Annotated in this window: 16 protein-coding genes and 1 pseudogene; 5 read left to right on the top strand and 12 right to left on the bottom strand. The window is 63.7% G+C overall.

Features of this window, described 5'->3' with window-relative positions:
- Nucleotides 1-31: 31 nt before the first annotated feature.
- Together CFB49_RS29045 and CFB49_RS29040 are read right to left on the bottom strand one after the other, a co-directional pair.
- Nucleotides 32-1,102 carry a VOC family protein gene (locus CFB49_RS29045; RefSeq protein ID WP_089493031.1) on the bottom strand — a complete coding sequence of 357 codons (1,071 nt, stop codon included), beginning with the start codon at nucleotides 1,100-1,102 and terminating at the stop codon, nucleotides 32-34.
- A 7-nt stretch (nucleotides 1,103-1,109) separates the two neighbouring features.
- Nucleotides 1,110-2,804: a bifunctional 3-(3-hydroxy-phenyl)propionate/3-hydroxycinnamic acid hydroxylase gene (locus CFB49_RS29040; protein WP_256979926.1), complete on the bottom strand. Its 1,695-nt coding sequence runs from the start codon at nucleotides 2,802-2,804 to the stop codon at nucleotides 1,110-1,112.
- Nucleotides 2,805-2,922: 118 nt separating this feature from the next.
- Between CFB49_RS29040 and CFB49_RS29035 the strand changes: the two genes are divergently transcribed.
- Nucleotides 2,923-3,702, top strand: a complete 780-nt coding sequence (locus CFB49_RS29035) for a TetR/AcrR family transcriptional regulator (protein WP_089493029.1) — start codon at nucleotides 2,923-2,925, stop codon at nucleotides 3,700-3,702.
- A 120-nt stretch (nucleotides 3,703-3,822) separates the two neighbouring features.
- Here the strand turns inward: CFB49_RS29035 and CFB49_RS29030 are convergent, their stop codons facing one another.
- Complete coding sequence (locus tag CFB49_RS29030; RefSeq protein WP_249190363.1) at nucleotides 3,823-4,740, bottom strand: hypothetical protein; 918 nt, start codon at nucleotides 4,738-4,740, stop codon at nucleotides 3,823-3,825.
- 443 nt (nucleotides 4,741-5,183) lie between these two features.
- Between CFB49_RS29030 and CFB49_RS29025 the strand changes: the two genes are divergently transcribed.
- Nucleotides 5,184-5,570, top strand: a complete 387-nt coding sequence (locus CFB49_RS29025; RefSeq protein WP_089493028.1) for an ectoine synthase — start codon at nucleotides 5,184-5,186, stop codon at nucleotides 5,568-5,570.
- A 107-nt stretch (nucleotides 5,571-5,677) separates the two neighbouring features.
- The gene (locus CFB49_RS29020; RefSeq protein WP_089493027.1) at nucleotides 5,678-6,844 is read left to right on the top strand and encodes an MFS transporter; all 1,167 of its coding nucleotides are present in this window, start codon (nucleotides 5,678-5,680) and stop codon (nucleotides 6,842-6,844) included.
- 8 nt (nucleotides 6,845-6,852) lie between these two features.
- On the opposite strand, the gene CFB49_RS29015 is transcribed toward CFB49_RS29020, so the two are convergent.
- Entirely contained in the window at nucleotides 6,853-7,722 is an 870-nt protein-coding gene (locus CFB49_RS29015; protein ID WP_089493026.1) for a S66 peptidase family protein, read from the bottom strand.
- Between the two features lie 424 nt (nucleotides 7,723-8,146).
- On the opposite strand from CFB49_RS29015, the pseudogene CFB49_RS36040 reads away from it, so the two are divergent.
- Nucleotides 8,147-8,313 (top strand): annotated as a pseudogene (locus tag CFB49_RS36040) (IS110 family transposase); the annotation flags it as partial.
- A 188-nt stretch (nucleotides 8,314-8,501) separates the two neighbouring features.
- On the opposite strand, the gene CFB49_RS29010 reads toward CFB49_RS36040, so the two are convergent.
- The 7 genes from CFB49_RS29010 to CFB49_RS28980 all read right to left on the bottom strand — a co-directional run bounded on the left by CFB49_RS29010 (nucleotide 8,502) and on the right by CFB49_RS28980 (nucleotide 14,936).
- Nucleotides 8,502-9,137 (bottom strand): shikimate kinase, encoded by a 636-nt coding sequence (locus CFB49_RS29010; protein ID WP_089493025.1) that lies wholly within the window; start codon nucleotides 9,135-9,137, stop codon nucleotides 8,502-8,504.
- Between the two features lie 143 nt (nucleotides 9,138-9,280).
- Complete coding sequence (locus tag CFB49_RS29005; protein WP_069617506.1) at nucleotides 9,281-9,697, bottom strand: acyl-CoA thioesterase; 417 nt, start codon at nucleotides 9,695-9,697, stop codon at nucleotides 9,281-9,283.
- Nucleotides 9,698-9,739: 42 nt separating this feature from the next.
- Nucleotides 9,740-10,516, bottom strand: coding sequence for an enoyl-CoA hydratase-related protein (locus CFB49_RS29000; protein WP_089437391.1), 777 nt, complete (start codon nucleotides 10,514-10,516; stop codon nucleotides 9,740-9,742).
- Between the two features lie 40 nt (nucleotides 10,517-10,556).
- Nucleotides 10,557-11,750 (bottom strand): acyl-CoA dehydrogenase family protein, encoded by a 1,194-nt coding sequence (locus tag CFB49_RS28995; protein WP_069617504.1) that lies wholly within the window; start codon nucleotides 11,748-11,750, stop codon nucleotides 10,557-10,559.
- 88 nt (nucleotides 11,751-11,838) lie between these two features.
- The gene (locus tag CFB49_RS28990; RefSeq protein ID WP_124504656.1) at nucleotides 11,839-12,612 is read right to left on the bottom strand and encodes a hypothetical protein; all 774 of its coding nucleotides are present in this window, start codon (nucleotides 12,610-12,612) and stop codon (nucleotides 11,839-11,841) included.
- Nucleotides 12,609-13,847, bottom strand: a complete 1,239-nt coding sequence (locus CFB49_RS28985) for a bifunctional chorismate mutase/prephenate dehydratase (RefSeq protein WP_089493024.1) — start codon at nucleotides 13,845-13,847, stop codon at nucleotides 12,609-12,611. The genes CFB49_RS28990 and CFB49_RS28985 overlap by 4 nt, the downstream gene beginning before the upstream one ends.
- A gap of 3 nt (nucleotides 13,848-13,850) precedes the next feature.
- Nucleotides 13,851-14,936 (bottom strand): 3-deoxy-7-phosphoheptulonate synthase, encoded by a 1,086-nt coding sequence (locus CFB49_RS28980; RefSeq protein WP_089493023.1) that lies wholly within the window; start codon nucleotides 14,934-14,936, stop codon nucleotides 13,851-13,853.
- A 619-nt stretch (nucleotides 14,937-15,555) separates the two neighbouring features.
- On the opposite strand from CFB49_RS28980, the gene CFB49_RS28975 reads away from it, so the two are divergent.
- Nucleotides 15,556-16,419, top strand: a complete 864-nt coding sequence (locus tag CFB49_RS28975) for a LysR family transcriptional regulator (protein WP_069617500.1) — start codon at nucleotides 15,556-15,558, stop codon at nucleotides 16,417-16,419.
- A 51-nt stretch (nucleotides 16,420-16,470) separates the two neighbouring features.
- Here CFB49_RS28975 and CFB49_RS28970 read toward each other — a convergent pair whose 3' ends face one another.
- Nucleotides 16,471-17,982 (bottom strand): MFS transporter, encoded by a 1,512-nt coding sequence (locus tag CFB49_RS28970; protein WP_143329333.1) that lies wholly within the window; start codon nucleotides 17,980-17,982, stop codon nucleotides 16,471-16,473.
- Between the last annotated feature and the right edge of the window lie 11 nt (nucleotides 17,983-17,993).

The raw sequence follows: 17,993 nt of genomic DNA, 5'->3' as shown, positions 1-17,993 counted from the left end.
TGCCTCGAACAGGTCTGAGTGAAGATGAAGGTCACGCAAACAGTTTCGCGAGCGTGCGCAGCTTCGCGAACGTGACGTCCGGACTGCTCCGGAGGTTTCGGATCAGCGATGCGATGCTCGCGGCGGTGATCTTCGGTTTGGTGAAGCTGCGCGGCATCCGCGGGCCCCACTGCGACATCGCTTCACGGCTGACTTCGTGGATGCCCGTCGCCACGTCCGCGGTAAACATGTCCCCATCGCAATAGTGTTCGTGCTTGTCGCCCCAAGGGTCCTGCCAATAGTCGAAGACCTGGCTGCCGAGAATGTGCCGCCCCATCCCCCACGCGTGCGTCCATCCTTTTTCGCTCAGCACACGCTGCCCGACGCCTACCGCGTCCGCGTCGACCAACTCGAATGCCGAGTGGCTGTAGAGCGCTGCGAACCCCTGCGCCAACGCCAGGGTATGGTGATCCGTGGGCGTCGCCCCGCGATCGAGTCGCAGGAACGCGACGGCGGGCGATCCATCCGGCAGCACCTGAACGTCGCTCGGGATGAAGCCGAAGTGAGACGTGTACCACGCGCAGGTCGCCTGGAAATCGGCGAGTTCGAGCACGACATGACCGAGGCGAATCACTTCCGGCGCCTCCAGCGGCGGACGCTGGGTATCGTTCACGCGAACGACGGAATCGGGCGAGTTGAACGGTAACGCCGACCGGTGCGGCAGGGCGCCGGCCCGCGCTTGTCCCGCGACTGCGTCGACACGAAAACCCGACGGATCGACGAGCGTGACGCGATGCCCGCCGCCGGGCCACGGCGACGGCTCCACGTTCGACGCGCCCGGCACGTCGGCAAGCTTGCGCAGTGCGTCGATATCGTCAACTTCGAGCCCGAAGCCGACGAAGCGGCTTTTTTCCGCCCGCCGGACGACGTAGCAGAACGGTGTGGCGGCCGTGCCTCGGAGGAACAGATGTTCGCCGTCACGGGATACCGTCCGCAGGCCGAAATCGTTGAGAAATCGTTCGGCCCGTTCGAGATCGGGACGCTCGAACATCAAATAGGAAAGCGCCCGAGCCTTCGTCGTCGGCCGGGGACTCCGCGCGGGTTGTGCAGTAGTGAGCTTCATGGGGGCCTCAGGAAGTCGGCTGAACAATGTGGCCGGATAGCGACGGCAAGGAGGTACGCGCGCCAAGCAATTGCAGGGATTCGAGGACGAGGCGGGTCGACTCGGCCACCGGGCCTTCGTGCAGGACGGTTTTGTCCGGCCGAATCACGGCCGCCCAGCCAAACCGCACGACACCCGGCATGAACGTGCCGTCCAGGTCCTCCCATCCGTCGCTGTCGGTGCGGTGAAGGCGCTGTCCGCGGTGCACGACCTGCACCACGACACCACCCGCCGCAATCAATGCGGCTCGCGCGCCAGCGTCGAGTTCGACGCCCGGATCCCGTCCGAATCCGATCAACGCGAGACCGCTGCCGAACACGTCGTCGCTCAGGCGGATCGCCCCATCGTGCTTGCGCAGCCATCCCTGCGGAAGGACGGCTCCGCGCACGAGCCGCGTGGACGAATAGCCGGGGACGAACAGGCCTCTCCGGAACGCATTCTTCGGCTTGATCCCGAGCTCGTCGAAGTGATTCCGCAGCACTGGAACGAGCCGCGTCAATCGCATCAGACCGTGCGTAAACAACGCGACCCCGGCATTTCGCGGCATCACGAGCTTCCCCATGAATTTCGCGACGCCGATCATCGCCTTGGCGTGAGGTCGGCGTTCCTGATCGTAGGAGTCGAGAATTTGCGGGGTTGCGTGGCCTTTGACGACCCACGTGAGTTTCCAGCCGAGATTCGCGGCATCACGCAGGCCGGCGACGAGCCCCTGGCCGACGAAGGGCGGAGTGATATGGGCGGCGTCACCTGCAAGAAAAACGCGTCCTTTGCTGAATGTCGTGACGGTTCGGGCATGAAAACGGTACACGGCCTTGCGTTCGATCACCATGTCCTCGATGTCGCCCCACGGCGCGAGCAGCTCGCGGATGCGTTCGTCGGATTCCATCTCCTCTCGCGTCTCGCCGGGATGGAGCATGAACTCCCAACGCTCGCGGCCACCGGGCGCGGTCATATGAGGTGTCGGCCGCCGGTGGTCACAGATGAACTCGACATGGTCGATGGGCCGACGCACGTTTCGCGCGTCGACGATCAACCAGTCTTCCGCGAACGTCTTGCCCTTGAAATCCTGTCCGATCAACTGGCGCACAATCGAACTGGCACCGTCGGCACCGACGACGTAGCGAGCGCGCACGACGTGCCGCGCGCCCTGACCGCCGTCGAGCGTGGCGGCGACGTGATCGGCGTGCTCGTCGAGCGAGACGAGCGTCACACCGAGCGCCATTCGGGCGGTGCGATGCGCGGTCAGTCGGGCACGCAAGCATCGCTCCAGGTCCGGTTGATAGAACGTCACGAGCTTCGGATGGCCATCGATGCTCCCGAGCGTGTTGATGCGCCCGAACTCGCCGAACCAGGGAGAGCGCATCCGGACGTACGGGATCGCCACCGTATCGAGGTCGGCTTCGTTCACCCCGATGTACTGCAGGATGCGAAGCGCGTCGTTGTCGAGCGCGATCGCACGCGGCGCCATGAAGATCTGCGCCGCCCGGTCGACGACAAGCACACGCACGCCGTCCCGGCCAAGAAGCGCGCCGATCGCCGCGCCGACGGGACCGCAACCCACAACAAGCACGTCTACATCCGATGGCAAGTCGCGGCCGCCGGAAGAGCTCGCGTCGTCGTTGCCTTCACGGACGCCAGATTCGCGCGTCAGGTTTGTCTCCACCACCGTTCTGCCTCCAATTCTTCAGACTGGCCGCTGCGGGCCGCCTTGATGACATTAAAATCATAGCTGATGATTTTGTCAATTTTGATGTTCGAACGTATACTCAAACATCCAACCCATGTGCACGCCGATGCCCAACACTTCCTCCCGCCGCACCAGAACACCGTCGCCGGCCGCCTCGAACGGGCAAGCGCCGTCGAGCCCCGAGGTTCGCGAGCCGCGAGGCGCGCGCCGAAAGCGCGAGACGCGGGCACGCTTGCTGGATGCCGCCTTTGTACTCATGGCGCAAAAGGGGATGGAAGGCGTCGCGATCAATGAAATTACGGAAGCCGCGGACGTGGGGTTCGGATCGTTCTATAACCACTTCGAATCGAAAGAAGCGATTCATGCCGCGGTTCTGGAAATCGTGTTCGAGGAGTTCGCGGATACCCTGGACCGCATCGCAGGCAACCTCACCGACCCCGCCGAGATCATTTCCGTGTCGTTGCGCCATACTTTGCTGCGAGCCAGAAGTGAGCCGGTCTGGGGACAATTTCTCCTCCGCGAAGGGCTGTCCATGCGAGCACTCAGCCGCGGCCTCGGACCGCGGTTGTTGAGGGATATTCAGAAAGGCATCCTCGCCGGGAGATTCTCGGCAGGTGACCCGCTGATGAGCGTCATCACGGTCGGGGGCGCGGTACTGACCGCCATTGCAATCGAACTACGATTCGATGCGGACGAGAAGCCGGTTACCGACATGTTGGACATGATCGGGTACAGTCGGAACGGCTTTGCCGAGCGTGCAGCGTCATCCCTTTTGCAGACGCTGGGTTTGCCGCGGAGTGAAGCGATAGAGATTGCGAATCGCCCGTTGCCGCCAGCCGTGACGTCAGCGCCCAACGAATCGCCGGAAGATTAGCGATCTACCGTCCGCCGGTGATCGGAAGCCTCTTTCATCATTCAACGCTCATCGGCCCGTTGCGGGCTCTCGGAGAAGATGTCCTTGCCCGCCTGGACGGATCAGGGAAAACACCCGGAATCAGCCGATCTGCCGGACCGCTACCCCCCGCGCCAGCCGTCTTTTGACGCCCACGAACGCCAGGCCGGCCAGCGCGATGGATCCACCATAGAACAGCAGCGCCGTCACATCCGTTCCCAGCCGGGAGAACACGAACCCGACCGCCAGCATGCCCAATCCAAGGCCAGCGCGCTCCGCGACGTACGAGATACCGATCACGCGATCGCGTGAAGCGGCCGGTGTCGATTGCAGGAGCGAATAGTAGATTGTCTCCGTGGCGGCGTCGAAAACGCCTGCCAGCAAGACGAAGCCCAACATGCCCGGCATGCCGCGCACCTCGAACACGCCGAGGAAGCACGCGAAGGTCAGGATCAGCAACACGATGAAATACGGCTCGAGCGGCCGGTGACGCGATTCGAGACGCTCCAGCAAGCGCGGCGTCACAGCCGCGGAAGCGAGCCGTCCGACGCCCCACACCGCCATCAGCCAGCCGTACAGAAACGCGGGCTGATTCGCGTCGAACAGCTGCGACTTGATCGGGAAGCCGACATTGTGCGTACCGGAGCCGAACGCCTCGACGAAGCGCGCGCCGATCACCAGCATCACGACGGCCGACAGATAAGGCGCCGTGCCTGGCAGTGCGCCGGCCTCGGCGGCAACGTGTGCCGCCTCGGCTGGTCGATGTCGACGCGGCATGTTGCCCACCAGCATCAGAAATGCAATGGCGGAAACCGCAAACGTGATCGAATCGATCAGGAATACGCGCTTGTAGGCCAGGTCCCGGAACGCGAGTTCGTCCGGGTTGGCTTGCTGAACGGCATTGGCACTGTGGTACAGCATGGCGTCGCTTACGACCACGGTAGCGAGGAAATCCGTCGGCGGCCATGTAAACAGCGGAACGATGCCCTCACGTTTTTTACAATTACCAATCAGCGTCAATTCGATGATTAAAGATCACGAACCTCGCAGAAATGGCAGGTTTAATACATCCATCGAAGTTAGAACACCCAACCCTTCCCAAATTATTAAAACGCGCCTCGCCAAGATGGCTTTGGATTAACCCCAATATCGAATACGTCAGGGCATCACCCCTTACAACTTGATAGCAAAATCGTGCGCGCAGCCAGGCAATCCACAAAAATATGTAGATAAACTACATTGCGTCTATCCAGCTCGCCTCCAATACCTGGCGGGCAGAATTACATAACCACCGGAAATTCTCCTATATCCCGCCCTTGACCAGCCACGCCATCAACGGTTAATGTTGAAAAACTACATGATTTAGCCGGCCATTCCGTGACGGCACTGGCTTGTTTTTTCGTGGCTTCGCTTCCGCCGAGAGCAGGACAATAATTTCTTACACAAAAGAAAGGAGTGCGAACATGTTCGTCAGGAACCTGAGAGATGTCGAAAAAGATGGACTGCTTGTCGAATGGGGCCCCGGCACAAGCCATCGCTTGTTGACGGAAAAGGACGGCATGGGCTACGGCGTGTGCCATACGGTGGTGCGCGCGGGTACGGAATCGCTCCTGCAATACCGCAACCATCTCGAAGCCTGTTATTGCATTGCAGGCGAAGGCGAGGTCGAGGACATGAACGGTAACGTCTTTCCGATCCGCCCGGGCACCATCTACGTACTCGATCGACACGACCAGCATTACCTGCGCGGCGGCAAAGACGGGGATCTGGTGCTTGTCAGCGTCTTCAATCCTCCGCTCAAGGGACACGAACGGCATAACCTCGAGTCTGCGGAAGCGTCCGCTTACTGAGGCTCGATACGCTCATTCAGGGAGGCCCCGCGGTACCAGCCCTCCCGGCAACGTCGGCCGGAGCGCGCATGCATCGCGTGCTCCGCGCAAAAGAAAGGTGACTGTTCGTGCGTGCCCAGCATCAAGCCTTTTTTCATTCGCTTTTCCTCGCTCGCCTCGCCGACCAGATTCTGTTGTTCCTCGTGCCGCTGGTCATCTTTCAGATGACAGGGCGCGTGTCCTGGTCGGGCATCGCGTTTTCGCTCGAAACTCTGCCGAGATACCTGTGCTTCCCGTTTCTCGGCGCGCTTTGCGACCGGTATTCGCCCACGAAACTGATGCGCGTCAGTCAGGTTCTCCGCGCGGCAGTATGCGTCGCCGGCGTCGTCGCCTACGACCTCGTCGGCGGCATCGGATGGCTGATCGCGCTGTCCGCGTTGTGCGGCATGCTGACGAGTCAGGGCATCGTTGCGCGCGAGGTGATGCTGCCGCAGATATTCAGCAGCCATCGCTTCGAAAAAGTGCTGTCGTATTCGCAATTGGCCGACCAGCTTGGCCTGGTGCTCGGCCCCATGCTCGCGGCGATCCTGCTGTCCTGGTGGCGCTGGGAATTCGTCGTGGCGGCCGCCGCCGCGCTGTTCGTCACGGCCGACGTCGCGCTCGCCTATTGGCAAAAGGCCAGCGCGTTCGAATTCGCGATGCCGGAAGGCACGCACGGCACCTGGTTCAATCCGATCCGGACGGCCTTGTCTCATGTCGTCCACCTACCGGGCCTCAAGTCCATCATCATGCTGGCCGCCGCGGAGAACCTCGTGATCGGCGTCACGCTCGCGACGTCCGCCGCGATGGTCACCGGCTTTCATCACGAAAGCGGACGCTATTACGCAGGACTGCAAACGGCGGGTGCGTGCGTGACGATCGCGATTCTGCTGATGACGGCGAGGTTGCATGTCCCGACGCGCATCCTCGGCCTCGTCGGCTTCGGTTCGATCTGCGTCGGCGGCGTTATCGCGGCAGCCAGCCCAGGAATTGCGGGGTACGTGTTCGCCTTCCTGCTGATCGTGGGGTTCGACAAGATGTTCAACGTGTACATCCGGAGCACGCGGCAGAAGATCATCCCCGCGCGCGACTACGGCAAGACGACGGGCGTCGTCATCCTCCTCAACAACGTGACACAGCCGCTCGCGGGCATCGCGGTAGGCGTGTTCTCGACGCGTTTCGGACCCGACGCGGTGATCATGGTGCTGTCCGTGTGCATGGGTTGCCTCGGGTTGCTGGCGTTCCTGTCATTCTAGATTCGACACTACGCGACGAACCGGATGGCGCTGTTCTCGATGGCAGCCTGCTGGCCGTATTGCCAAGTGATGTTGCGGTGTTCATGTCCGATCGGCAGACCCGAGTAGATCGGCAGGCCTAAGCCGCCCAGCACGTCGACAAGCATCTGCTCGAGCGTGAAATCCGCGCCGTCCGGGACCGGGCAGCGCGTGAATTGCCCGAGCATCAACGCGCGGGCCCCGTCGAACGCGCCGCTCAGACGCAGCTGCGTCAGGCTGCGGTCGAGCCGGTAGCCGAATTCCGTCACGTCCTCCAGCAGTACGATCGCGTCGCGTGAGCGAAGCGGCCAGCGTGTACCCGCGACGCTCGCGAGCACCGTCACGTTGCCGCCGCACAGACGTCCCCGCACCGCACCAGGGGCGCCGGACAAATGCCGCAGGCTCAGCGGGGCGCGTTTGCCACCGGTCAGTACGGCGCGCATGTCGGCACGCGTCGCGTCGTCGACCTTGCTCGCCAGGCTGTGGAATGTCGGACCATGCAACAAGCGCACGCCGGGCCGGTCGGCGAGCGCGCAGAACAGCGACGTCGCATCGGAAAAACCGACGATCGTCTTCGGCGTCGCGATCTCGTCGGGCAGGTGCTCGAGCAGATGCGCGCAACCGAATCCCCCTCGCGCGAGCCAGACGATATCGACTGACGGATCCATCAACGCGCACCGCAGATCGTCCGCGCGCTCCTCGGCGGTACCGGCGAAATAGCGGTACCGGCTGCCGAGATGTGTGCTCGTCGTGACCTTGAAGCCCCAGCTTTCGACGAGCGCGATGCCGCGCTCGATTCCTTGCGGATCGGGCACACCTGCGGGCGCGACAACGCGCACTGTCTTGCGTCGTGATTCCATTGAACGGATACCGTGAGCCTGTTAGGGGCTGATTTTGGTTGTCAATAGCGCCCGTCGCGCAGCATGGCGAACAGGACGTCGCAGCGTCGACGTGCCAGTGTGATGACGGCTTGGTTATGACGCTTTATTGTAAAGAAAGCCGTGCTACTCGCGACATCATGGGCTCGAATATAGGCAAACGGAAATTCACCCGAAACCCGTGCCATGCACGATCTACCGTGGCTAGATCGTAACTCGCAGGCGTTTGGCCCGCTCCTTGAAAGCTCGCTCTCTACCTTCCAAGATGTCGCAGACATACTTCCGGATCCGCGGATTCTCCAAACTGTGAGCCAGTTGTATCCGATGACATAGCCGGATAACGGTACTTGGAAAACTTCTTGAATTCTTCCGAGTCGGCCGTGATGATGTCCGCCGCTGGTCCAAAGGCAATCGCCTGTACAACAAGTCGCTACCCAACGACGAGGTCAAGCTGCGAGCCCTCATCTCCGAGCTCAAGACTCACGGTCGACTGCTGTTCGTCGTCGATCAACGTCCACCATCGGTGCGCTTCCTGTAGCCGTCGCCCGCACTGAAGGTGTACTCGTCGTCTACCAGAGGTTAACAGCTCGCCGTGAAAGTTAGCTACCCAAAACAGTCTTTTTGAAACCCGTTTCTTAGTAGCGCTTTCGTCTCCCGTCCTGTCTCGCTGCGCAAAAGACAGGCAATACCAATTGTTGGCGTTCTCACATAACTGGGTAACGATCCAGCACCTACCGATAGCACGCCAACTGGACGGCGCTTCAGCGCGAAGGGTTCGAAAGCGCGCGACGTACGTCGACCGGCATCAGCACGCGGGCCAGATGCGTCACAATTGCTGCGACAGAGCGGTGGGTCGTGTCAACCGTGAGATCAGCACAGGCTTCGTAGAGCGGATGCCGCTGCTGTATCAAACTTTGAAGCGTAGCAACCGGATCGTCGGTCTGCAGCAGCGGGCGGGATTGGTCGTGCCGCGTTCTGGCGTGGATTTCGTCGACGGTGGCGGTCAGATGCACGACCGTGAAGCGGCGCTTCAGCGTCGAGCGGGTGCGTGCGCAGAGCACGGCGCCGCCGCCGGTCGAAAGCACGACATCGGGCCTGCCGGCGATTTCCTCGATCACCTCCGACTCCCGGGCGCGGAAGACCTGTTCACCGTCGCGCGCGAAGCATTCCCGGATCGGGTAGCCCAGCCGCGCTTCGAGCAGGGCGTCGGCGTCGACGAAGTCGATCGACAGGCGCTCTGCCAAATGCCGTCCCACCGTCGTCTTGCCGGTGCCCATCAGGCCGACGAGACAGAACCGGCGGCCGCTTTCGCGGTCCGTCCCGGGCACACCAGGGTGATTCAGCGCCACCGCGTTCGCGGCGGCTAGGCCGTCGTGCGGCCGGGAAGCGTGAGCCATGTTCAGGCCTTGTCGGTAAGGCGGCCCGATTCCGAAACGCTGCGTCAGCGATCGGGATCGAGCCGGCGTGGCACGGCGGCCGACCGTCTGGCGGACGCACACCGGCGTACCGCCAGTCAGGTCGGCCGAATCGACGGCTGCGATTACAGGCTGCCCTGATAGGCGAGCACGCCCGCCTTCAGGTCGCCCGGCAGCGGAATCGATACGTTGTTTGCGTAATCGAACGTGACGTGGGTCGACAGGCCGCGTGCGACCACATGCTCGTCGTTGTCCCGGCGCGCTAGCAGATACTCGATGTCGAAACTCCGCGTGCCGAACCGGACGACGCTTGCGCGCAGATTCAGCACCTCGCCGAGCCGCACCTGATCGACGTACTCGCATACCGTCTTCACGGTGATTTGCGAGATGCGTTCGCTGAACGGTGCGTCGAGCAACCCGTACATGAACTTCACGTACGCGTCCTGCAGGTACTGGTAATAGACTGCGTTGCTGACGTGCCCCATGTAATCGATGTCCGAATAGCGGACGACGATCTGCTGAGTGAAATAGCGTTTCGTCATGATGCTCGACCTGCTCCTCGTAAAAATGAAATGGCGTGTGCGTCACGCATGCCGGAACACGGGCGCTCGCTTCGCGAGAAACGCGGCCATGCCTTCTCGCCTGTCCTCGAACGCGAAGGTCGAGTAGAACAGGCGTTTTTCGAAATCGAGGCCGGCCGACAAGGGCATCTCGGCCGTGCGGTTGATCGCCTCCTTCAGCAGGATCAGTGCCGGAAGCGAATGGGCCGCCACCTCCTGGGCGTACGCGATCGCGTGCGGGACGACGTTCTCGTCCGCAACCACCTGCGTGACGAGGCCGGCGTCGTGCGCTTCCCGTGCCGTGACGATGCGGGCGCGCAGGCACCAATCCAGCGCGCGCATTCTGCCGATCCAGCGCGGCAGGCGTTGCGTGCCGCCGAGCCCGGGAATCGTGCCGAGAGCCAGTTCCGGCTGTCCGAAGCGCGCCGACTCGCCCGCGATGACGGCGTCGCAGGCCTGGACGAGTTCGCACCCGCCTCCGGTCGCATAGCCCGTCACCGCGGCGACGACCGGTTTGCGTACGCGCCCGACGCATTCCCACGCGCCGGTGAGAAAGCGTTCGCGCACCACGTCCGCGGCGTCGAGCTCGACCATCGCGGCAACATCCGCGCCGGCGGCGAAGAACTTCGGATGCCCCGAGATGACGATCACGCTGACTTCATCATCGCCATCGAGGTGCGTCAGGTGAGCAGACAGGGCCGCCATCAATTCCGTGTTGAGTACGTTCGCCTTCGTCGGCCGGTTGAGTTGCAGATGGGCAACCCGACCGATCCGTTCGGCGACGACGAGCAGCGCTTGCATGGGGTGCATGTTGATCTCCAGTCGGGATGGATCGAGACGCTCAGTTCGCGAATGCGCTCAGGCCGGTGATCGCCTTGCCCAGCACGAGCGCGTGGATGTCATGCGTGCCCTCGTACGTATTCACGACTTCGAGATTGAGCAAGTGACGGATCACGCAGTACTCGTCGGATATGCCGTTGCCGCCGAGCATGTCGCGCGCGACGCGGGCGATGTCCAGCGCCTTGCCGCACGAGTTGCGCTTCAGGATCGACGTCAGTTCGACGCTCGCGATGCCGTCGTCGGTCATTCGGCCGAAACGAAGGCAGCCGAGCATCCCGAGCGAGATTTCGGTCAACATGTCGGCGAACTTCTTCTGGATCAGTTGGTTGGCGGCGAGCGGCCTGCCGAACTGGCTGCGGGCGAGCGTGTAATCGCGCGCGGTCTCGTAGCAGGCAGCTGCGGCGCCAAGTGCGCCCCAGGAGATCCCATAGCGTGCGGAATTCAAGCAGCTGAAGAGATCGGACAAGCGCTTCACTCCGGGCAGCACCTGTGCATCGGGGATCATAACGTCGTCCAGCACGATCTTGCCTGTCGTCGACGCGCGCAGTGCCATCTTGCCTTCGATGACGGGCGTCGACAGCCCAACGGCATTTCGTTCGACGATAAATCCGAGCACGCTGCCGTCCTCCGCCTTCGCCCAGACGATCAGCACATCCGCGATCGGTGCGTTCGTAATCCAGTTCTTCTCGCCGCTCAGGCGATAGCCACCCGGCACCTTGACCGCGCGCGTCTGCATCGCACCGGGATCGGAACCGAGGTTCGCCTCGGTCATCCCGAAGCAGCCGACCCATTCGCCGGATACGAGTTTCGGCAGATACCGCTCCCGCTGGGCGTCGGAACCAAAATGCAGGATCGGGAAGATGACGAGCGATGCCTGGATCGTCAGCAGCGACCGGTAGCCCGAATCCACGCGTTCGATTTCGTGCGAGGCAATGCCGTAGCAGACGGCATTGCGCGCTTCGCCGCCGTACTGCTCGGGCACCATGCAGCCAAACAGGCCGTGCGCGCCCATTTCGCGGAAGATCGCGCGGTCCTCATGCTCATGCCGGAACGCGTTGCGCACGCGCGGCATCAGTACGTCGGTCGCGAACGCACGCACCCGCGTGCGATACGTGTTTTCGTCGTCCGACAGTTCGCGGGCAAGCAGCAGCGGATCGAGCGAATCGAATTTCACCCTTGCCTTGGTCGTCGTCATGTTGTCGAATCCTTGATAGAGACGTGAATCGAGAGGTGAAAGGGAGCGGCAGCGGGATCATCTGTGTCCGCCTGTCCGCCTCCGGGGACTACAAGCGCCGCCATAGCGATCGGCCTGCGCGTGTGTAGGTCGCGATGCGGCAGTGCGTAACGACGTTCGCCAGTTCGTCGAGCAGCGCCTTCGTAGTATCGAGATGGATGCACGCGTCGCGCGATGAGGGCGGGGCCGGCATGCGCAGGTCGACCAATTCGCGCAGATCGAGCACCGCGCCGCCCAGCAGGTCGCGATGCGAGCCGATCGTTTCGGCCGCCAGCCGGGTATGCCGGAGCATGCCGACGCCGCTCGCACCGTGTGCGCGCAGGTCGACCAGCACGCGCCGGCCGCCGGCCGGCAGCGCGCCGTCGTCGAGCGCGGCCAGGCGTTCCGTCAGGCAATCGCCTTCGGCGAGCGGCAGTGCCCAGCCGAGTTCCGGCAGGGGGGCAGGCGGACACAGCGTCGCGACGAGCGGCGCATCGGACGGGATTCGCAGCGGCGCGCGGCCGTCCCACAGCCACCACGCGGTCGGCAAGCCGGACCCGCTCATGGCGTCGTGCTCGACGGCCAGCGAGAAGCCGGTGCGGCGCACCCGGCGGCCGAGCGTTCGTTCGACGGCCTCCGGCAACGTGCGCCGGCAACTCGCCGCGAGAAACGGTACGATTTCCAGGTCGTCCTCGTAAGCGGTGCGCAGCGTGTGCAGGCACTTCACCGTGTCGCGACGCGCGAGCACGTGTGGCGTGCAGCGAAGCAGCACGATCAGGCGGTCGTCCAGCGATGCAAAGATCCGCTTGATGCGATGCATTGCATGGTCAGCGGGCCAGTTCATTGCGCGCGCTCCCTGGCAGGGTCGGTGGGGAGCGGTGCGGCGGGTGCCGCGCACGCGGTCGAGCGCCCATACGAGCCGAGCACCGCAACCGCCGACGCCTGTCGCGTCATCTCCGCCAGCGCTGCCGCGACCGGCGCCTCGTGTGGAAAGCCCGCAAGCTCGAGATAGAAGCAATACGTCCATGCATCGTTGCCGAGCGGGCGCGTTTCAAGGAAATCGATCGAGACGCCGTGGGCTTGCAGCGGGGCGAGCAAGCGGGCGAGGCTGCCGGCGTGATGCTCGATCTCGGCCCGTATCAGCGTTTTGCCGTTGCTCGCCGCGACGCGCGGCGCGTCGCCGATGATCAGGAACCGTGTGCGATTCGACGGCTGGTCCTGAACGGCGCGCTGCAGCACCGCAACGCCGTATAGCTGCCCGGCGCGCTCGCCGGCGAGTGCTGCGTACGTGGCGTTTTCGCTGGCCGCCTTCGCCGCCGCGGCGTTGCTCGAGACAGCGCGTCGCTCGACGCCGGGCAAGTGGCGATCGAGCCAGTTCCTGGATTGCGCGAGCGCCTGTGCATGCCCGAGCACGCAGTCCACCGCGCTCAGATCCCGCGCATGCGACAGAAGACAGTGCACGATCGGCAGGACGACTTCCCCGCTGGCGGGCACGCCGGTGCGGGCGAGCAGGTCGAGCGTGTCCGCGATGCAGCCGTGTGCGGAATTCTCGAACGGCACGACTGCGCTGGGTGCCGCACCCGACGCAACCGCGTCGAATGCGTCACCGAGCGTCGCGCAGCCGATGCGCAAGGCCGTGTCGCCGAAAAACCGGATCACCGCGTCTTCACTATACGTCCCGCTGGGCCCGAGGAAGGCAATCGGTGCGGCCTGCTGCAGGCTCCTCGATGCGGAGAATATCTCTCCCCAGATCCGTTCGATCTGCGCAGGCCGCAGCGGCCCCGGGTTGAGCTGCTTGAGTTCGTCGAGAATCCGTTGCTCTCGCAACGGCTGCAGAATCGCGAGCCCCGCGCGCCGCTTCGACAAGCCGATCTGTTGCGCATGCTCGCTGCGGCGATTGAGCAACCGGAGCAATTCCTGGTCGATCGCGTTGATCGACCGGCGATGCCGGTCGACCTCGCGTTCATGGGGTGCGTGCGTGAGGTTGTCCATGGAGCGAAAAGAGAGTGTGTCGGGTTGTGCCGCACCGCGGGCGCGTACCCGGCCCGGCGGCCGAGCGACGCGACGGACGGTGACCATCGATCATGCGGTCGAAGAGAGGGGCGCCAGATCGGCGCACTCGCCGTCGGACGGACGCCGGCGAGCACGGGTCGCGGCAGCGAGCCGCTCGAGCGTCGTGACCGTGTCGTCCCAGCCGATGCAGGCATCGGTCACACTCTGGCCGTAGACGAGCCCGGCGCTGTCGCCGAGCGACTGGTTGCCGGCGACGAGGTTCGACTCGATCATCACGCCGGCGACACCGGTGTCGCCGGCCGCGACGCGCGCGGCAATCGATGCGCACACGGGCAACTGGTTCTCGTGCTGCTTGCCGCTGTTGCCGTGGCTCGCGTCTATGACGACGCGGGGCGCGAGCCCGTGCGCCACCAGCAGCTCGCAGGCAGCAGCCACGCTCTGCGCGTCGGAGTTGGGGACCTTGCCGCCGCGCAGGACCAGATGGCCGTGGCCATTTCCGTCCGTCGACTGCCTGACGAAGCGGCCATCGCCATCGACGCCGAGAAAACGATGGCGGCTGCGTGCCGAACGGATCGCGTCGATCGCAACCTTCAGGCCGCCGTCGGTGCCGTTCTTGAATCCGATCGGGCAGGCCAGCCCGGACGCCATTTCACGGTGGATCTGCGATTCGGTCGTGCGGGCGCCGATCGCGCCCCACGATACGAGGTCCGCAAGATAGTGCTGGCTCAGGACGTCGAGGAACTCGGTGGCAACCGGCAAACGCAGCGACGTGACGTCCAGCATCAGCTGGCGCGCGATCCGCAGCCCTGCATCAATGTCGTGCGATTCGTCCAGATGCGGATCGTTGATCAGGCCTTTCCAGCCGAGACAGGTTCTCGGCTTCTCGAAATAGACGCGCATCACGATTTCCAGGTCGCGATGCAGCGTGCGCCGAACCTCGGACAGGCGCGCCGCATAGTCCAGCGCAGCGGTGCGCTCGTGCACCGAGCAGGGGCCAACGATCACGAGAAGCCGGTCGTCGTCTCCATCCAGAATGCGGCGGATCGCATCCCGCGATTCGGCGACGAAGCACATCTCGTCGCGATCGGCCGGCAGTTCACACCGCAGGCGTGCCGGAGGGGAGACGAACACGGTGGGATCGTATTGCTCGTTCATGGCTTCCTCGCTAATCATTGGTATTGCAAATTGATCAATAGGCTATCGAACCGAAGTAGTCGGATCGCGTTACGTCGCATTCTCAAAAATCCGTCAATACATTCCGGCTAGCTTATTGATCGATTAAATCCATCCGATGCGTAATTTGGCGAAATTCTGGCCACACCAATCCACCCCCATGAATATTCGATGGAGTGGCAAGTGCAATTCGAAAGCTTTTTGAATGCAATTCGTCAAAAACGAATGTAATCAAAAAGCGCGCCCCGCCGTCCTGGCAAAGTGCCGGAACAGTGTGAATCACGCGATCTCGATTGCTGGACCCCGGAAGGAAGATCGGTCTGCGCCCTGTCGCCGGACCAGCTTCGCCATGGCTGCCGGCGTGCGCATGGCATGCCCGGCGCAAACCCGCGCCGGCGGCTTACCCGCTGCGAAAGAGGCCCGGTTGCGATAAAACCGGTCGGATGCCGGCGCAGATGGAGTTATTCATGTGGCCCTCTCAATAATATCCGTTCTGAATCGCTATTCACGTGTGGCGAGTTGACAGAATTATGGAGTTCCCCGAGTATGTGTTGAATATCGAAATGATTATTTCAATCACAACAATTCTGGATGATTGGCCATGGCTACACTCGACGTCGATGCTGTTCGTGCATTTCTGCTGGTTGCCGAATTGGAAAGCTTTACAAAGGCGGCAGATTTTCTCGATACGACACAGGGCGTGGTCAGCGTGAAATTGAAACGCCTCGAGGAACGCCTGGGATACCGGTTGCTCGATCGCACGCCGCGCAGCGTGAGACTGTCGCGGGAAGGGAATGCATTCGTCGAATCCGCGCGCGAATTCGTCGCCGCGCATGACCGCGCGCTGCGTGGGCTGGCGCTGCCGCCCGCGCGTCTGATGCTCGGCGTGAGCCACAATCTCGTGGGCACGGAATTGACGGCATTGCTGTCGATGCTTCATGTGTTCGATCCCGGACTCACGATCGAAGTGCGCGTCGACAATTCCCGCCGGCTGCTCGCCGAGCTCGATGGCCGCAATCTCGACGCCGCGATCGTCCGGCGCGTCGAGGGACGCGACGACGGCTGCGTGATCGCCAACGAACAGATCGGCTGGTACGCCGCGCCGAGCTTGCATTACGAGCCGGGAACGCCGCTGCGTGTTGCGTCGTTGCCCGCCACGTGCAGGGTGCGTGCGATGGCGTCGCGGGCGCTCGACGACGCGGACATTCCCTGGCTGGAGGTCTTCGTAGGTGGGGGCGTGAATACGGTCGCGGCCGCCGTGTCCGCGGGCCTGGCCGTCGCAGCGCTGGCCCGGCCCGCGGCGCCGGCCGGATCCGTCGAGGTCGGCGCCCGGTTCGGATTGCCGCCGCTGCCGAGTTCCGACGTCATGTTGCACAGCGGCTCGCTGGACGAGCGCGCGAAACAGGCGCTGCGCGTCATCGCCGCTTCGTATGGCAGCAAGGATCGCGTCGCGGACACGATGTGAGCGCCCCGTGCCGCACGCGGGCAAATGCGCCCCGCGCCCCCGCGCGCCGGATCAAATGCCGCGCACGGCGCTCGTCGTCCGATCGCGACGCTGCACCATCCAGACGCTGACCAGGAACCCCGCGACGAGCGGCACGAGCATCCATTCGAGGCCGATGCGCATCGCGTGCGCATGCGCTGCCGCGCCGCTACCCTCGCCGAGCGCGCCGAAGAACGCACCGCCGATGCAGGCGGCCGCGAAAGCGGCGCCGATATAGAGCATCGCGACGATCGCGCCGGCGGTCATGCCGGCATGGCGCGCATCTACGTCCGCCAGCACGATCCGCTGCAGCGACGGCAGCGCCAACCCTTGTCCAGTCCCGGCAATCAGGATACCGATATAAAACGGCAGTTCCGGCGCGCCGTGGCCCAGTTGCAGTGCGCAGAGCCCGAAGCCGCCGGCGAGGCAACCGAACCCGAGCGGCATCAGGCCCTCGCCGATGCGGCGGGCGAGCCATGGCGTCGCGAGCGGCCCGAGCAGATAGCCGGCACCGTAGGGAGCGAGGCCGAGGCCCGATTGCAGCGGGGTCCAGCCGAGCCCCTCCTGCAGGTAGATGCCATAGGTGAGAAAGAACGCCGCGATGCTGTAGAAGAGGAACGCGAGCAGCAAGCCGATTGCCACGACCGGCTGGCTCAACACTGCCACATCGACGAGCGGATCGCGCGCCTGCCGCGCAACCCGACGCTCGATCCCGATGAACGCAACGAACGCCGGTATGCACAGGCCGAGACTCCAGAACGTCCATGCGGGCCAGTGCAGTTCGCGGCCGACGGTCAGCGGATAGATCAGCAGCATCAGCGCAACGGTCAGCGCGACCATGCCCGGGACGTCGATGCGCGCGCCGCGCTCCGCGCGGCTCTCGGGCAGATATCGCCAGGTTCCCGCCAGCGCGAGCATGCCGATCGGCACGTTCACGAGAAATACCACGCGCCAGTCGAGTCCCCAGGGATGCAGATCGATCAGCGCGCCGCCGCCGACCTGCCCTGCCACCGACGCGAGCCCGAACACGAACCCGTAGAGGCCCATCAGGCGCGGCTGCATCTGCACCGGAAAGACGGTGCGGATCGACGCGAGGACCTGCGGCGTGATCAGCGCCGCGCTGATGCCCTGCACGACGCGGCTCGCGACCAGCACCTCGCCGCTCGTCGCCATGCCGCACAGCGCCGATGCCACGACGAAGGCTGCCATGCCGATCATGAAGATTCGCCGGCGTCCGTACAGATCGCCGAGGCGCCCGCCGGTGATCAGGACGACGGCATAGGCGAGCGCGTAGGCGGAGACCGTGAACTGGATCTGCGCGTCGCTGGCTTTCAGGCCGACGTGAATCGCAGGCAGCGCCAGATTGACGATGAAGTAATCCAGCGGCGGCAGGAATACGCCTGTATAGAGCGACGCGAGCGCAAGGCCGCGGCGCAGGGAAGACGCTTCGAGAGTCATGCGCGTAATCGGTAAAGGAATGACATGGTTTGCACGATAGCAACAGGTGGCACTATTATCTAAGCCCACTTTCGGAAACCGGATCACTCCACTTTCAG

The sequence above is a fragment of the Burkholderia sp. AU17457 genome (assembly GCF_002223255.1).
GTDB classification, from domain to species: domain Bacteria; phylum Pseudomonadota; class Gammaproteobacteria; order Burkholderiales; family Burkholderiaceae; genus Burkholderia; species Burkholderia sola.
Note: the sequence above shows the minus strand (reverse complement) of the source record. Positions and strands in the feature narration are given on the sequence as shown.

Bases quoted from the DNA above. Each gene is read 5' to 3' on its own strand.
- CFB49_RS29005 (WP_069617506.1), bottom strand. From the start codon at position 9,697: ATGACGAAACGCTATTTCACTCAGCAGATCGTCGTCCGCTATTCGGAC.
- CFB49_RS28990 (WP_124504656.1), bottom strand. From the start codon at position 12,612: ATGAACTGGCCCGCTGACCATGCAATGCATCGCATCAAGCGGATCTTT.
- CFB49_RS29015 (WP_089493026.1), bottom strand. From the start codon at position 7,722: ATGGAATCACGACGCAAGACAGTGCGCGTTGTCGCGCCCGCAGGTGTG.
- CFB49_RS28985 (WP_089493024.1), bottom strand. From the start codon at position 13,847: ATGGTCACCGTCCGTCGCGTCGCTCGGCCGCCGGGCCGGGTACGCGCC.
- CFB49_RS29045 (WP_089493031.1), bottom strand. From the start codon at position 1,102: ATGAAGCTCACTACTGCACAACCCGCGCGGAGTCCCCGGCCGACGACG.
- CFB49_RS29000 (WP_089437391.1), bottom strand. From the start codon at position 10,516: ATGCAAGCGCTGCTCGTCGTCGCCGAACGGATCGGTCGGGTTGCCCAT.
- CFB49_RS29025 (WP_089493028.1), top strand. From the start codon at position 5,184: ATGTTCGTCAGGAACCTGAGAGATGTCGAAAAAGATGGACTGCTTGTC.
- CFB49_RS29010 (WP_089493025.1), bottom strand. From the start codon at position 9,137: ATGGCTCACGCTTCCCGGCCGCACGACGGCCTAGCCGCCGCGAACGCG.
- CFB49_RS28980 (WP_089493023.1), bottom strand. From the start codon at position 14,936: ATGAACGAGCAATACGATCCCACCGTGTTCGTCTCCCCTCCGGCACGC.
- CFB49_RS29035 (WP_089493029.1), top strand. From the start codon at position 2,923: ATGTGCACGCCGATGCCCAACACTTCCTCCCGCCGCACCAGAACACCG.
- CFB49_RS28975 (WP_069617500.1), top strand. From the start codon at position 15,556: ATGGCTACACTCGACGTCGATGCTGTTCGTGCATTTCTGCTGGTTGCC.
- CFB49_RS28995 (WP_069617504.1), bottom strand. From the start codon at position 11,750: ATGACGACGACCAAGGCAAGGGTGAAATTCGATTCGCTCGATCCGCTG.